18 protein-coding genes are annotated in these 13,537 nt (G+C 38.7%); all 18 read right to left on the reverse strand.

Going from position 1 to position 13,537, the window contains the following annotated elements; all coding sequences use genetic code 11:
- Positions 1-15: 15 nt before the first annotated feature.
- Complete coding sequence (gene flhB / locus BI350_RS12410) at positions 16-1,095, reverse strand: flagellar biosynthesis protein FlhB (RefSeq protein WP_075529371.1); 1,080 nt, start codon at positions 1,093-1,095, stop codon at positions 16-18.
- 4 nt (positions 1,096-1,099) lie between these two features.
- A complete protein-coding gene (gene fliR, locus BI350_RS12415; protein ID WP_075528410.1) occupies positions 1,100-1,876 on the reverse strand; it encodes a flagellar biosynthetic protein FliR in 777 nt (258 codons plus the stop codon).
- A gap of 4 nt (positions 1,877-1,880) precedes the next feature.
- Positions 1,881-2,150 carry a flagellar biosynthesis protein FliQ gene (gene fliQ / locus BI350_RS12420; protein WP_075528411.1) on the reverse strand — a complete coding sequence of 90 codons (270 nt, stop codon included), beginning with the start codon at positions 2,148-2,150 and terminating at the stop codon, positions 1,881-1,883.
- Between the two features lie 11 nt (positions 2,151-2,161).
- Positions 2,162-2,830 (reverse strand): flagellar type III secretion system pore protein FliP, encoded by a 669-nt coding sequence (gene fliP, locus BI350_RS12425; protein WP_075528412.1) that lies wholly within the window; start codon positions 2,828-2,830, stop codon positions 2,162-2,164.
- Positions 2,823-3,536, reverse strand: a complete 714-nt coding sequence (locus BI350_RS12430) for a flagellar biosynthetic protein FliO (protein ID WP_082295065.1) — start codon at positions 3,534-3,536, stop codon at positions 2,823-2,825. The genes fliP and BI350_RS12430 overlap by 8 nt, the downstream gene beginning before the upstream one ends.
- Position 3,537: 1 nt before the next feature.
- Positions 3,538-3,900: a response regulator gene (locus BI350_RS12435; RefSeq protein ID WP_075528413.1), complete on the reverse strand. Its 363-nt coding sequence runs from the start codon at positions 3,898-3,900 to the stop codon at positions 3,538-3,540.
- 20 nt (positions 3,901-3,920) lie between these two features.
- Complete coding sequence (gene fliY / locus BI350_RS12440; RefSeq protein WP_075529373.1) at positions 3,921-5,075, reverse strand: flagellar motor switch phosphatase FliY; 1,155 nt, start codon at positions 5,073-5,075, stop codon at positions 3,921-3,923.
- Positions 5,068-6,066, reverse strand: a complete 999-nt coding sequence (fliM, locus tag BI350_RS12445; RefSeq protein ID WP_075528414.1) for a flagellar motor switch protein FliM — start codon at positions 6,064-6,066, stop codon at positions 5,068-5,070. Before fliM ends, fliY begins: the two co-directional genes overlap by 8 nt.
- A 22-nt stretch (positions 6,067-6,088) precedes the next feature.
- Positions 6,089-6,529 carry a flagellar basal body-associated protein FliL gene (fliL, locus tag BI350_RS12450; RefSeq protein WP_245698261.1) on the reverse strand — a complete coding sequence of 147 codons (441 nt, stop codon included), beginning with the start codon at positions 6,527-6,529 and terminating at the stop codon, positions 6,089-6,091.
- A complete protein-coding gene (locus BI350_RS12455; RefSeq protein WP_075528416.1) occupies positions 6,519-6,743 on the reverse strand; it encodes a flagellar FlbD family protein in 225 nt (74 codons plus the stop codon). The genes fliL and BI350_RS12455 overlap by 11 nt, the downstream gene beginning before the upstream one ends.
- Before the next feature lie 310 nt (positions 6,744-7,053).
- Positions 7,054-7,965, reverse strand: coding sequence for a flagellar basal body rod protein FlgG (flgG, locus tag BI350_RS12465; protein ID WP_075528418.1), 912 nt, complete (start codon positions 7,963-7,965; stop codon positions 7,054-7,056).
- A gap of 82 nt (positions 7,966-8,047) precedes the next feature.
- Positions 8,048-8,431 carry a TIGR02530 family flagellar biosynthesis protein gene (locus BI350_RS12470; protein WP_075528419.1) on the reverse strand — a complete coding sequence of 128 codons (384 nt, stop codon included), beginning with the start codon at positions 8,429-8,431 and terminating at the stop codon, positions 8,048-8,050.
- Positions 8,432-8,448: 17 nt separating this feature from the next.
- Positions 8,449-9,120: a flagellar hook assembly protein FlgD gene (gene flgD / locus BI350_RS12475; protein ID WP_075528420.1), complete on the reverse strand. Its 672-nt coding sequence runs from the start codon at positions 9,118-9,120 to the stop codon at positions 8,449-8,451.
- 3 nt (positions 9,121-9,123) lie between these two features.
- A complete protein-coding gene (locus BI350_RS12480) occupies positions 9,124-10,359 on the reverse strand; it encodes a flagellar hook-length control protein FliK (protein ID WP_075528421.1) in 1,236 nt (411 codons plus the stop codon).
- A 29-nt stretch (positions 10,360-10,388) separates the two neighbouring features.
- Positions 10,389-10,991 carry a MotE family protein gene (locus BI350_RS12485; protein WP_168157269.1) on the reverse strand — a complete coding sequence of 201 codons (603 nt, stop codon included), beginning with the start codon at positions 10,989-10,991 and terminating at the stop codon, positions 10,389-10,391.
- A gap of 7 nt (positions 10,992-10,998) precedes the next feature.
- Positions 10,999-11,448 carry a flagellar export protein FliJ gene (gene fliJ, locus BI350_RS12490; RefSeq protein ID WP_075528423.1) on the reverse strand — a complete coding sequence of 150 codons (450 nt, stop codon included), beginning with the start codon at positions 11,446-11,448 and terminating at the stop codon, positions 10,999-11,001.
- Positions 11,448-12,776: a flagellar protein export ATPase FliI gene (gene fliI, locus BI350_RS12495; RefSeq protein ID WP_075528424.1), complete on the reverse strand. Its 1,329-nt coding sequence runs from the start codon at positions 12,774-12,776 to the stop codon at positions 11,448-11,450. The genes fliJ and fliI overlap by 1 nt, the downstream gene beginning before the upstream one ends.
- 2 nt (positions 12,777-12,778) lie before the next feature.
- Positions 12,779-13,537, reverse strand: coding sequence for a flagellar assembly protein FliH (gene fliH / locus BI350_RS12500; protein ID WP_245698344.1), 759 nt, complete (start codon positions 13,535-13,537; stop codon positions 12,779-12,781).

Consider the following 13,537-nt stretch of genomic DNA (forward strand, 5'->3'; position numbering starts at 1 on the left):
GCCTCTTTCTTCTACTTAAATTTTGCGTTGTATTCGATATACATAAGCAAGCACTTCGGCAATTGCTTTAAAAAACTCTTCTGGAACTGGTTCGTTTATATCTACTTGGTCATATAACGACCTTGCTAGGGGTCGATTTTCAACCATTACAATCTCATGTTCATTCGCAATCATTTTAATCTTTTGTGCAATGAAATCTACACCTTTAGCAACGATAATGGGTGCATCCATCTCTCCATCATCATATTTAATGGCAATCGCATAATGGGTCGGGTTTGTGATGACAACATCCGCGGTTGGAACTTCTTGCATCATTCGACGCATCGCCATTTCACGTTGCCTTTGCTTAATACGAGACTTAATTAATGGATCGCCTTCGGTATTTTTATGTTCATCCTTAATATCTTGTTTAGACATTCTAAGGTTTTTTTCGTAGTCATATTTTTGATAAAAAAAGTCCAGAATAGAAATAAATAATAAAGTAAATGAAGCTGTGATTCCCATCATCGCAGTCAATTGACCTATAGTGGATAATGTATCCCAAGCACTTTTAAATGCTAAGGAAAGAACTTTATCAATATTCATCCAAATAATGAGAAATGTGACAGTCCCGATAAATGAAATTTTCAATATCGATTTCATTAATTCAACAATTGCTCGAATTGAAAAAATGCGTTTCAATCCTTTAATTGGGTCGATTTTTTTCAAGTCAAACTTTAAAGGTTCTGTAGTAAATAGCCAACCAAATTGAAATAAATTGCCCGCTATCCCTGCTATGACAGCAATGATCATAACAGGTAATAAGATAAATGCTGTCTGTATAAGTACTTCACTATAAATAAGCAGTGCAACTTCAGCATCTAAGTCTTTTAATGAAAAATAATGAGTGAATGCTTGCTGAAAAAAACTAAAAAAACGTTCTCGCATAAAACCCGATGCCAAGAGAAGAAATGAAAAAACGGACAACAGGACAATTGCACTCGTCACATCTTGACTTTTTAAAACTTGGCCTTTCTCCCGGGAATCTTGGCGTTTCTTTTCTGTCGCTTTTTCAGTTTTTTCCCCGGCGAAAAACTGCAAATCAAGTCGCAACATCAAATTATCCGCCTCCTAATAGATACATCAGGTCTCTCATACTGACAATCATAAACTGGAATAACTTCTGCATGACGCCAACCATGACGACCATCATAATTGACAAAACTAGAAAACTCACGCCAATCTTAATCGGAAATCCAACAACAAAAATGTTCAATTGCGGAACAGTTCTTGCTGTAATCCCAAGTGCAAGGTCAACTAGAAATAATGTCGCAACGATAGGGATGGACATCTGAAATGCGATGGCAAATACGGCGGCAAACGTAGTTAGTACAAATTTAGCTACTGAGCCAGAACCAAATGCAGGCCAACCACCTTCTATCGGTAAAAACTGATAACTATAGAAAATACCATCTAATAAGAGATGATGACCATTTAACGCAAGCAATAATAACATCGCAAGCGAATTAAAAAACTGACCTAATAAAGGAGATTGCGCTCCTGTTTGTGGGTCAATAATATTCGCAACTGCAAATCCCATTTGGAAGTCGATAAATCCGCCTGCAATTTGAATCGCTGCCATAATGATATAAGCAATCATTCCAATTGCTAAACCGATAACTGCCTCTTTCATAACGAGTAAAATATAATGGCCATCAATTGGAATTTCCGGTATCTCTATCGTATACACCATCATCCAAGCTAATAGCGCACCAAAAATAATACGTTGGGTCGTTGGGATTGCTCGATAAGAAAACAACGGAACCGTGACGAAAAAAGCAGTGACTCTCGTCAATATTAATAAATAGCTAGGCAATGTAGGGATAAGTTCTTCCATACGCTCACCCGATAAACCGAACTAGATTTTCAAATATATCTGTTGCAAAAGTCGTAACGGTTCCAAGCATCCATGAACCGAAAAAAATGATTCCTACAAGAACAGCAATAATTTTCGGGACGAATGCCAAGGTTTGTTCTTGAATTTGTGTGGTTGCTTGAAAAATACTCACGGCCAATCCTGTTGCAAGCGCAACGAGTAAGAGAGGTCCTGAAGTCAATAATATGACTGAAATTGACCGTTCAGCTATCGCTATAATCATTTCACTTGTCAAAAGAACCCCTCCTAACTAAAACTTTGCAACAATGATTTTATAATAAGATGCCAACCGTCAACTAAGACAAACAATAAAATTTTAAAAGGTAACGATATCATAACCGGCGGGAGCATCATCATTCCCATTGACATGAGCACACTTGCCACAATCATGTCGATCACGAGAAACGGAATGAAAATCATGAAACCCATTTGAAATGCTGTTTTAATTTCACTTAATGCAAATGCTGGAACGAGCATCGTAAGCGGTATATCCTCTACAGATTCGGGGCGTTCCGCCTGATTATACTTAATAAAAAGTTCCAAATCCTTTTGCCTAGTATGCTTACTCATAAATTCCTTCAGTGGAATACTCGCGTTTTCATAAGCTTCCTCTAAGGTGATTTCTTCTGCAAACAACGGCGTCAATGCCGTATTATTTACTTCTTGAAATGTCGGCGCCATAATAAAAAACGTTAAAAACAAAGCTAATCCAACGAGCACTTGGTTCGGAGGCATTTGTTGTGTCGCGAGTGCCGTCCGGACAAATGATAAGACGATGATAATCCTAGCGAAAGAAGTCATTAAAATTAAAATGGCCGGTGCCAAAGACAAAACAGTTAAAAGGAGCATAAGTTTGACCGAAGTAGCGACGTTAGCCGCATCGCTATCCGCGAAAAATTGTACAAAATTATACATCTTGGTCGCGCTCCTTTTCTGTTAAACGATTAAGTTGTCTTTTTCTTTCTGTTTTTATTTCTGTTAAACGATTGTTAAGCACTTGACTAAAATCTGTATGTTGCTCTTCCATGTTGTTCGGATTTTGTTTTTTAAACGACGAAAACTTACTTAATAGTTGCTCAAGAGGGCCTTTGGAAGACATCACGTCGTTTTCCTCATAATACTCAAGAAGAGAAGCAATTTCTTTTTCATCTGTAATCTCTTTTAATAAACGAATATCTTCCCCGACCCCAACTAAATAATAAGTATCTCCGACAACAATTAATTGAATAGATTTTTGTTGACCAAGTGATAAACCGCCTAAATTTTTCATTAGCCGGTTTTTATCGTACAAGCGATTTTTACGATTAATAAATTTTAATAACCCATACAATAAACCGACAACAAAAACTAACGCAAATAGTGTTTTTATGTAATCCCAAGCAGTTACACCGACCTTTAGCGCTTGTTTTTCATCTATTTCATTATTTGACTTGTCTTGAATCGGCGGTTTAGCTTCTGTTTTATCTGCCCCTTCTTCATCGGAACAATTCTCTTTATTCTCCATGCAGTAAAAAACATTGTCCTCTGCATAACTTACAGAAGGAATCAGCACGAATGATAAGAGAATAATAGACATGGTGACTAACATAGATTTACGTTTTAATACTTGTTGTATATCCATGTTAGCTGAGTGCTTTTTCGATTGATTCGATAACTCGATCTGCTTGGAATGGTTTCACGATAAAATCTTTTGCTCCTGCAGAGATTGCATCAATAACCATTGCTTGTTGCCCCATTGCTGAGCACATAATCACTGTCGCTGAAGGGTCTTTTTCCTTAATTTCCTTTAATGCTTGAATTCCATCCATTTCAGGCATTGTAATATCCATCGTTACAAGATCAGGTTTTAACTCCATATACTTTTCAATCGCTTGTAATCCATCAGTCGCTTCGCCAACGACCTCAAAACCATTTTTAACTAATATATCCTTAATCATCATTCGCATAAATGCAGCATCATCTACAATTAAAATTCTTTTCCCCATTTACTATCCCTCCAAAATAATTATCTTAAATTATTAATTCGTTCCTTTGGACTTAATACATCCGTTATACGTACACCAAATTTTTCGTCGATTACGACCACTTCACCATTAGCAATGAGTCGGTTGTTGACAAGTATGTCAACAGGTTCTCCTACTAATTTATCTAATTCAATAATTGAACCACTAGATAATTCAAGTATTTCTTGCACTGTACGTTTTGTCCTACCTAACTCAACGGTTACTTGTAACGGAATATCCAGTAAAATATCTAAGTTTTGTGATTCTGTATTACTTAACGTTCCCTGTTCAAAACTTGAAAATTGTGCTTTTTCAACTGCAACTTGTGGTTTTTGATGTGTGACCGGTTCTTCTTTTCTTGGCGCTACTTCCGGTTGTACTGCCTGTTTCGGCTCTTCCATGAAGGCTGGTGTTTCTTCAAAAGGATTTGCTGCAACGACGGTTGTAGCGGCTGCTACTTCTTCGACTCCGTTATCATTTAGTAGCGTACCAACCATTTCTTTCCCAAATTCATAAGGAATTACTTGCATAATCTCTGAATCAATCAAATCGCCTACTTTTAAAGTAAATGCGACTTTTATAAGCAGTTCAGCGGCAGGTATGTTATCCACGCCCGTTTTTTCTTGAACATCCATTAAATCGATGGTTGGTGGAGATATATCCACCTTTACATTAAATACTGAAGACATTGAAGTAGCAGCCGACCCCATCATTTGATTCATGGCTTCTTGAACAGCACTTAAGTGAATATCTCCTAATTCCGGATTCGGTGCTGAACCGTCCCCGCCAAGCATCAAGTCTGCTATGATTGAAGCATCGGATTGTTTAATGACAAATAAATTCATGCCTCTTAAGCCTTGTGTATATTCAACTTTAATCGCCACATAAGGTAGAGCAAATTCTTCTTCTAGCATAGAGTGTTTTATAATAGAAATTGTTGGTGTCGTAATTTCAACTTTTTGTCCAAGCAGTGAAGATAATGCAGTTGCGGAACTACCAAAAGAAATATTAGCGATTTCACCAATCGTATCTCTTTCCAATTCACTTAAATCAGCCTCAATAACAGTAGAATCGTCATTTGACATTGTAAAGTCATCAAGGTCTTTCCCACTTAATAACGCTTCGATTTCCTCTTGGGATAATATATCATCACTCATCATCTTCATCCCCTCCTGTCAATACATCAATTACCTGTACCGCCATCCAACTTTTCATATGACCAGGTTGCGCGGTAAATTTAGGTAAATCTCCAATTTTCACGACGAGCGGCTCGTCAATTTTTTGTTTAAGAGAGATGACATCACCTTTTTCCAAATGAAGAAATTCTTCGATACTCATTTGTCCTTTCCCTAACTCGGCGATGATTGGAAGTTGTGCTTTTTTCATACTTCCTCTAAGTGCATCACGCTGCTCGGGTGTAGGCTCCTTTTTATTAGTTTGCATCCAGTACTGGACAGATAAGTTTGGCACAACCGGTTCTAGTACGACATGTGGAATACAAATATTAATCATGCCACTCGATTCACCAATTACAATATTAAATGAAATAACAGCCACTGTTTCATGTGGTGAAATCATCTGTAAAAACTGCGGATTGACTTCCATTTCAGCTAAATGCGGGTCAATGTCGATTAGTCCGGACCAAGCTTCTCTTAAATTATCAAATGAACGTTCAAATAAGTTCATCATAATTTTTGTTTCTATTTCTGTTAGAGTATCTACTTTACTAGGACTTTCACCAACACCACCCATAAGCCTATCTAACATGGAGTATGCAATGTTAGGATTCACTTCCATCAAAATATTACCTTCCAACGGGGACACTTCGAATATATTAATTAACGTCATATTTGGAATGGATCTTACAAATTTTTCGAATGGAATTTGGTCAACAGAAGCCACTTCAATTTGCACATAAGTTCGAAACTGTGCAGCAAAATAAGTCGCAAGTAAACGCGCAAAATTTTCATGAATGCGTGTCAGACTACGAATTTGGTCTTTCGAAAAGCGAAGGGTATGCTTAAAATCATACACTTTTACTGATTGTGTTTCTTCTTCCCTCTTCATTTCTTCCGCAGATATTTCTCCAGTTGAAAAAGCGGATAATAAAGCATCAATCTCACTTTGCGATAATATGTCCCCTGTCATTTGAACCACCTCCTCATGTATTTTATTGAATGATATTAGAGACGATATAAACGCGCTCTATTTCACCGGATTGAATGAGCGGATTTAGTAATGATTGAATGGTTGATTCAAAAGCTTGCTTACCGGTTTTCCCTTCAAGTTCTTCTCGTGTAATTTCTGAAAGTTCATGAATAACTATATTTTTCACTTGAAATTCTCGTTTTTCTAATTCCTCAGCGGCTTGCTTGCTATTCGTTTGAATTTTCAATGAAATGCGGATAAATTGTCTTCCTGCTAAATTTGTTGTGATCTCTGGTATATCTACAGATGACTCGATAATCTCATCAATGGTCGTTCCAGTTCCAGTATCCTTATCAGAATCTCCATTCTTATTTAACTGCCACGCAAGAGCTAGTATGATGACAGCGACTAATGTGATTGTGACAAGAATAATAAGTGTAATTGTGAGGAATTTATTCTTCAATTTCTTCTTCCCCCCTGACATACGGATTCGATAGTAATTGAACCGTTTGATAAAACTCCATAATTCTCTGTTGGATATCTTCCATAGAGTCTTTTACTATGTATTTGTTGCCTGTTGTTAATGTGATTGTCGTATCATGAAACGACTCAATTTTTTCTATGTAAAGCGCATTGAGTGTAAATGTCGTTCCGTTTAATCGTGTAACTTTAATCATATATTAGGGGCCGGGCATAGAGCCGGCCCGACCCTCCTTTGTTTGGTACTTCCTGATACCAGGCACTGATATCCATTTGCGGCCTCCCGCAAATTGTGGCAGTGCCTGGTACCCAGCTAGCAAAGCATAGATTGCGATTTGCCGTATTTGCGTTTTTTTTGCAGAAATTAAGGCATCCGATGAACACTCCTGCTCATAACGCTTCGCTTTTATTCGCAAAAGCCGTTCTTCGTGACGGCTTTCGCTAATCCCACAGGAGTCGCCGCTCTCCACTCCAATCAACGGAGATACCTTTATATAAATCTACCTGTTAACGTTTTAAGTTTACTAGTTCCTGCAGAATTTCATCAGACGTCGTAATAATTCTTGTATTCGCCTGGAAACCACGTTGTGCAACAATCATTTCTGTGAATTCTTCAGCAAGGTCAACATTGGACATTTCTAGGAAGCCGGATTCGATTGTACCGAAACCTTGGCCAGTTGCAAAACCATTCACGGCTTCTCCAGAGTTCGCTGACGCGCGGAATAAGTTTCCACCAATCTTTTCAAGGCCAGCTGGGTTAGCAAATTTTGTAACTTCGATTTTACCGGCAACATGAAGAACCGCATCTGCATCTGTATCAAATGTCATATTTCCACTTCCATCAATACCAGTAACTGGATAATCCACATAATAAACCGTACCGTCTTGACCAATTGACATAGAAGACGCGGTGGTAGGAATTTTAATTTCACCGTACTGGGTAGGGTCATATGGTTGTGCTAGACCAACCAATTCCATAGTATTATTCGTTGTATTGAGACTGACATTCAACCCTTGCACAAGTCTACCGTCGCCATCAACTAAATGGCCATCTCTATCCATATAGAAATTTCCAGCGCGTGTATAGACTGCTTCACTTCCATCTGTTACTTTGAAAAAACCATCTCCAGTAATCGCAAGGTCTAACGTATTACCTGTAAACTGAGTAGACCCTTGCCCATGCAGCGTATCAATCGCTGCAATTTGTGACCCAAGTCCAACTTGTCTAGGGTTTACTCCACCACGGTTATCCGTTGGTGCTGATGCGCCGGCCAATGTCTGTGAGACCAAATCTTTAAAAACAGTTCGTCCTTTTTTAAATCCATACGTGTTAACGTTTGAGATATTATTCCCGATAACATCCAATTTTGTTTGGAAGTTACGGAGTCCTGTAATTCCCGAGTACATTGATCTTAACATTAGTAAATTTCCCCTCTCAATTTTGAGTGTACCGCTTCAATCGGTCGGCGGTACGATGGCATCCTGTTAAGGTCCTGCCGATTTAGCTAAGTACAATTGTGCCGTCAATATTCGTAAATAATTGGTCTTTCGCCTCTGAACGATCCATTGCAGTGATGACCGTTGCGTTTTTCGCACTTACGATAAGTGCTGCTTGATCCAGTAATACTAGGGATTCCTTAACTCCCTTTGCTTTGGCTTCATTCACTTTCGTCGAAACACGTTCCCATTCTGTTTCAGAAATTGTAATATTTCTTTCTTCCAACCGTTCACTCGCGTGTTTACTAACTTTTAAGCTAGCTGTAGATGTAGTAGCTTTTATTAAAAGTTCACTAAACGATTGTTTTTGTGGGTCTTCGATTCTTTTAGGTGTTTGACTATGTATGATCGGTTGTGAAGGAATACGGTGTAAGTTAATGTTATTCATTCCACCACTCCATCCTCTTATTGACTTATGGATATAAGTTGATTGTCTGTAATTCGGCTGTCGTCGCCTAAAATATATTCGAGTTTGCCGTCTTTATTAGCAACTGATACGACAACACCAGATTTTTCAACGTCATCGGCTTGATAACTTACTTTTTTACCGATAAGCATACTTGCTTCAACAAGATTGTTCCCACTCGATGCACCAGCAAGGACTTCAGAAATATTGCCAGGTGTCAACTCTTTCCCATCACTCATCGTAAAGACAACTGAACCATTGACAAATTTCACAGAAGTGATTCTGCCATTTCCTTCATTGACAACCGGTTTTCCGTCTTCTCCAATGATTGGATTACCGCTTTTATCATGTTCAATTTCATGCCACTTTACATTTTTTCCGACAAAGCTATTGTATTGAATTAATTGTGATTGGTTTTGTGTTTCGGCAAATTTCTCGAATGCCTTCGTTAAGTTCATCGTCTGTTCTAACGCTGAAAACTGTGCCATTTGTGCCATAAACTCTTTATCTTGCATCGGATTTGTCGGGTCCTGGTTTTGCAATTGAGCGATTAAGATTTTTAAAAAATCATCTTTTCCTAACGTGCCATCGCCTGTTTTCCGTTCATCACGCTTTTTATTAATTAAATACATCTCGTTTGTTATCGGGGACTGCCCGCTCATATTCACCATTATTTACACCTCCAATTGAATCATATATTCTTCAAAGGTCATATGACCTTCGTCACTTTGATCGCTTTTTTGCTCATTTGAATTTTCTTGCTCCTGTTTAAACTGCTGCCCAAATGACTGCTCCCGTTCATGTTGTGGAGTCTCATTTAGCATTTGAGAAATTTCAATACGCTCTACTTGAATATTTTGCTGGAAGAAAGTATTTCTTAATTGATGTAAATGGTTTTCAAGCATTTCTTTCCCAAGTGCGCTAGACGCTAAAATACGCGCGGTAAGAACTCCATTTGTTTGCAATAGTTCAATTCTTAGCTGTCCTAAATGCTCAGGATATAACCTGACGGAAATTCGATTTGTCCCACCTGTTTGACCAAGATTTGAACGCTTAAGCACATTTTGCAGTTCACGCAGTAATTCTTCTGCACGACTGTTTTGTTGCGTTCCATTAACAACATCTCCGCCATCCAATCGTGTTGCTGTTAAAATCGAATGCGTAACTGATTGTCCTGTTAATTCACTTGCCTGTACTTTAATCTGATTAGTAACATTCGTTTCCATAAATGGCAGTGTGCTCGTTCGTGTCGGTTGAGCTTTTTCAGTGCTAACATTTAAGGCTTCTCCTAAAATTTTCAGCATCCCTTGTAACGAATAAAGTTGCTGTTCTTGCCTTAATGTTAAATCTAATTTCGGTCCTTCGATTGCTACCATTTTTAGGACAGCGACTAAGGTAATGGCTTCATCTTGTGACAGATGAGCTCGTCCGCCAATTCCCTGTTCAAAACTTGCCAGTATTTCTGGACCTAATGCCTCTAGCTGTTCTAACAATTCTCTAAGGGATACCGCATTCATTAATCCCCCAATTCCAAAAGTTGGAATTTCATCCGCTTTATCCGACTGGTTCAAATTAGGAATTATTTCTGCTAACCATCCTAGCAACTTGTCATCATGAAAGATCAAATGATCATCCATTAGTTCTGGCAATTCTTTATGTGCTTGACCAATTTCTTCAAGCAATCCGATTAATTCTTCAACGCTTGTTACTTGTAGAAGTTCGACAAGGTCTTCATTAGAGAATTTCGGTTCGTTTAATGTCGGAACTGCTATTGAACTATTTGCAGTTAAAGATGCAAGAACTAAACCAAATTCCCCAGTATTCGCATCACTTCCAACCTTTGAAGTTGCCTCCATTGACGGCATTTTATCCAACCGCATTTGTGTCGGTATAATTAATCCGTTAATCAATTTTTCACCCCCTTACAATAATCCCCTAATTAATTTGTCATCATTGATGTATATTTTGCAGCATCTTCTGGGGACATCTTCTCTAATATTGCCGCAAGTCTGTCTGGTTTTAAATTTGAAAGTATTTGAAGTGCTTCTGCATCACTCATTTTAGTTATGACTGGCGCGGCAGATTTGGCGGACATTTTTTCAAATGTTGTCACCATTTCGCTTGCTTTTTGTTTGGTCGAGTCGTTTGCACGCTTTAGTTCCGCAATTTCCTCCAACAATCTTTCTTGTTCTAGTATTAAAGCTTCATTTTCACTTGTTGAAGCTTCTAGCCGTTGCTGTAATTGATGGACCTCTGCTTCTTTCTCATGAATTTCTGCTTGCAATGTAACGACGCGGTCCTCTAAAATAGTGCCATTTTGAGCTGTTTTATCTTCTTTTTCTTTATTCGCAAAAGGAAGTTCTGCAGTCATTTCTTTCACGGCTTCAAACACATTTACGTTATTAAACTTTGCGAGTACAAGCGCGACAGCAGTTGTGAGCATTAGTGTAATGAGAATGATCATCATGACGTTTCGAAGCGTATTTGATGACTTTTCTTTATGACTCGACGAACTTTTTTTTGCCAACTTTTTATTTTTCACCATTTAATCACCCGTTTTCTTTTCCACGAAAAGTCAGCGCAGACAACTCATCAAGCCTTTGCGCTTCACGATACTCCATGTCACGCTGATATTCTTCCCAATCTTTCTCTTTCATCTTTTCAAACTTTCGAACTTCCATCGTTCTTTCTAATAACTTCTGTTCATACAATTGCATCTTAGAACGCGCTCTAATAACTTGTTGCTGCACTCTTTCAATTTTCTTTTCAAGACTATCAATAAAACGCATGTAATGGTGGATAGCGTTAATGGAAGATCCTTCTTCCATCTGTTTTTGTTGATTCATTATCGTCGTTTCTTTTTGCTTCAATAACTCATAAAGTTCAGTACCAATCTCTTCAAAAGATTCCACAGCGGCTTGATAATCTATCTCCGTTTCGCTTTTTTCTAGTTCGCGATATGTAAGGACATTTTCAAAACGATAATGATAAGTTCTCATTACATACCAGCCCCTACGCCAAGTTCAACTAGCTCGTTTATTGTGTCTTCAATTGAAATATTATCGGTAAAACTTTGTTTCAAGAAATTTGTAATAAGCGGTTCATAATCTATTGCCATATCTACTTCTGGGGATGTGCCGCGTTTATATGCCCCAATATTAATCAGATCTTCAGATTTATTGTAGGTATAGTATAAATCTCTTAATTTCTCGGCGGCTTTTAAGTGTTCTGGACTTGTAATATGATTCATCAAACGGCTTACACTACCCAAAACATTGATTGCTGGATATTGACCTTTATTTGCTAACGCTCGATCCAACACAATATGACCATCTAGAATCCCACGTACCGTATCTGCAATAGGTTCATTCATATCGTCACCATCGACAAGTACTGTATAAAATGCGGTTATCGCTCCGTGTTCATTCGTACCTGTTCTTTCTAATAGCTTCGGCAAAATAGAAAAAACTGACGGGGTATAACCTCGAGTCGCTGGCGGTTCACCGACAGCTAAACCAATTTCTCGTTGTGCCATCGCAACTCTCGTAACGGAGTCCATCATTAACATGACATTTAACCCTTTATCGCGAAAATACTCTGCAATTGCAGTAGCCGTGAACGCACCTTTTATTCGCATTAAGGCCGGTTGATCGGATGTTGCAGCGACAACAATCGAGCGTTTTAATCCTTCTGGCCCAAGGTCCCTCTCAACGAATTCGCGCACTTCGCGTCCACGCTCACCGATAAGCGCGATAATATTAATATCAGCTTTTGTATTACGCGCAATCATCCCGAGTAACGTACTTTTACCAACTCCTGAACCGGCAAATATACCGACCCTTTGTCCATTCCCAACTGTCAACATTCCATCAATCGCCTTGACACCGACTTCTAGCTTGTCATCGATAGGCGGTCGACTAAGCGCGTTGGGTGGTTCACAATCTGTCCGAACCGTCGACAATCCTCTTGGCAATTGGCTACCGTCCATTGGATTCCCCATGGAGTCAAGCACTTTGCCAAGTAAATTCATACCGACTTTTATTTCTAGTGGTTTACCAATTCCCTCAACAAGGCAACCACTTGCAATATCTTGAATATCTGTATAAGGCATAAGAATAACGATTTCTTCACGAAAACCGACTACTTCCGCCATAATCGTAGTCTCACCTTTTAGCCCATTGTTCAAGTGAATACGGCACACATCACCGATAGAACTTTCAGGACCTTGGGATTCAATCATCAGACCGACGACGCGGACGACTCGACCGAATTTCTTATACGTATTTATGGTTGGGATAAATTCCGTCAATTCTTCCGCTTTCCTCATCGTCAATCCTCGCTTTCTAATATTTCAATCAAATTCTCTCTTAGTTCATTTAATTGTTCATCGATGCTGACAACGATTCTTCCGTGATTCGTTTCGACATAACATTCAGTTGCTTCAAAATCTTCGTTCGCAAAAATAAGAAATGGCGTATCCGGCGGAAATATAGCTGCCAGCTCTGAACGATTGGCTGACACTAAACCGTAATCGTCCACAGATACATAAAGTTTTACTTCTTTCATTTCTCGTACTTCAATTAAGGCTTTTTTAACAACCGATAAAAACTTGTTTTCATCTTCTTCCAGTGCTTCGTTTAGGATTCGTTCTGCAGCTCTCAACGCTAACTCCAAAATGACTCTTTCTTGGCTTGCTTGGTACTCTTCTGCACTTTCTTTTGATTTTTGGGTTATTTTATTTGCCTGTTCAATTGCCGCTTTCATATCCGCTAAAGCTTTATCGCGCCCTTCTGTGAAGCCAATTTGAAACCCTTCATCATACGCCCGCTGTTCTAATTGCGCTCTTTCCTCTTTCCAAGCCGATTGCATCGCTTCAATATCTTGAGCAGCAGTCTGTCTCATGTTTTGAATGCTTTTTCTTTCTTCTTCCATCGACTTTTGTGCATTTTCTAATTGCCGTTCTCGCTCTAATAAAACTAAATCCATTGCATTAGATTCATCAACGATTTCTTCTACTACCCTATTAAAATTCCGGATGGAAATTTGACGGGTCGGTACTTTAGCGCTAGCTTGAAAGGATTTAAACAC

This window comes from Sporosarcina ureilytica (genome assembly GCF_001753205.1).
GTDB lineage: Bacteria > Bacillota > Bacilli > Bacillales_A > Planococcaceae > Sporosarcina > Sporosarcina ureilytica.

Bases quoted from the DNA above. Each gene is read 5' to 3' on its own strand.
- fliJ (WP_075528423.1), bottom strand. From the start codon at position 11,448: ATGAGAACTTATCATTATCGTTTTGAAAATGTCCTTACATATCGCGAA.
- fliY (WP_075529373.1), bottom strand. From the start codon at position 5,075: ATGAGTGATGATATATTATCCCAAGAGGAAATCGAAGCGTTATTAAGT.
- BI350_RS12435 (WP_075528413.1), bottom strand. From the start codon at position 3,900: ATGGGGAAAAGAATTTTAATTGTAGATGATGCTGCATTTATGCGAATG.
- flhB (WP_075529371.1), bottom strand. From the start codon at position 1,095: ATGTTGCGACTTGATTTGCAGTTTTTCGCCGGGGAAAAAACTGAAAAA.
- BI350_RS12470 (WP_075528419.1), bottom strand. From the start codon at position 8,431: ATGAATAACATTAACTTACACCGTATTCCTTCACAACCGATCATACAT.
- fliP (WP_075528412.1), bottom strand. From the start codon at position 2,830: ATGTATAATTTTGTACAATTTTTCGCGGATAGCGATGCGGCTAACGTC.
- fliI (WP_075528424.1), bottom strand. From the start codon at position 12,776: ATGAGGAAAGCGGAAGAATTGACGGAATTTATCCCAACCATAAATACG.
- fliM (WP_075528414.1), bottom strand. From the start codon at position 6,066: ATGACAGGGGACATATTATCGCAAAGTGAGATTGATGCTTTATTATCC.
- fliR (WP_075528410.1), bottom strand. From the start codon at position 1,876: ATGGAAGAACTTATCCCTACATTGCCTAGCTATTTATTAATATTGACG.
- BI350_RS12430 (WP_082295065.1), bottom strand. From the start codon at position 3,536: ATGGATATACAACAAGTATTAAAACGTAAATCTATGTTAGTCACCATG.
- flgG (WP_075528418.1), bottom strand. From the start codon at position 7,965: ATGTTAAGATCAATGTACTCGGGAATTACAGGACTCCGTAACTTCCAA.
- flgD (WP_075528420.1), bottom strand. From the start codon at position 9,120: ATGGTGAATATGAGCGGGCAGTCCCCGATAACAAACGAGATGTATTTA.
- BI350_RS12455 (WP_075528416.1), bottom strand. From the start codon at position 6,743: ATGATTAAAGTTACACGATTAAACGGAACGACATTTACACTCAATGCG.